Genomic DNA, 658 nt, shown 5'->3' with positions numbered 1-658 from the left:
GAGACTTTTCTTCATCACAAACCTCTCACTACGGTGTGACTTCGAGTATACAAGATATTGATATGTAAAACGGTATGGTTACCAATTGTTTTAACATTAATGCGTAGTAGATAGAAAAAAGGCCAGCAGGAGGTGGCCTTTTTTTCAAATTATAAAACTATTGCGCTGGTGTACAATTTGTAGTGTCTTCCACCATAGCAGCAGTTGCTTCGTTCGTTCCGTTTGCTTCAGTATAACGAACACCGTTAGAAGTGTAATTTTCTAGACCAAAGTAAGCTACACCTGCTGTGTTACCGTTACGGTCAGCTTCACGAATGAAGATAAAGTCAGAGGAAACGTGGTGCTGCAGTTACAGCAAGAATACCTAGGATAACAATCACTACCACTAATTCGATTAGGGTGAAACCGCCTTGTCTTTTCATAGTTAAGCTCTCTCTATGTTAATTTACGCAGACTTACTGCAAAGTTACGGTCACACGACCAGTTTTGACTTCATAAACAAACTGATGGCCTGTGTTACCTTCTAGTTGAACGTAGGTACAGGTTTCATCTGTTGTATTTGCTTGAGCTGAGTACTTGTAGTTACTGTCATTAGCAACGACATCCACATCCCCTACTTTTGGCGGGTTTTGCAGAAGATTGTCCATCAGCTCAGCAC

2 pseudogenes are annotated in these 658 nt (G+C 40.9%); both read right to left on the bottom strand.

Features of this window, described 5'->3' with window-relative positions:
- Window positions 1-329 precede the first annotated feature (329 nt).
- Window positions 330-422, bottom strand: a pseudogene (locus KIV40_RS26140) (type IV pilin protein); the annotation flags it as partial.
- Between the two features lie 33 nt (window positions 423-455).
- A pseudogene (locus KIV40_RS26135) lies at window positions 456-658 on the bottom strand (MSHA biogenesis protein MshB); the annotation flags it as partial.

The sequence above is a fragment of the Vibrio sp. D173a genome, assembly GCF_030248475.1.
Note: the sequence above shows the minus strand (reverse complement) of the source record. Positions and strands in the feature narration are given on the sequence as shown.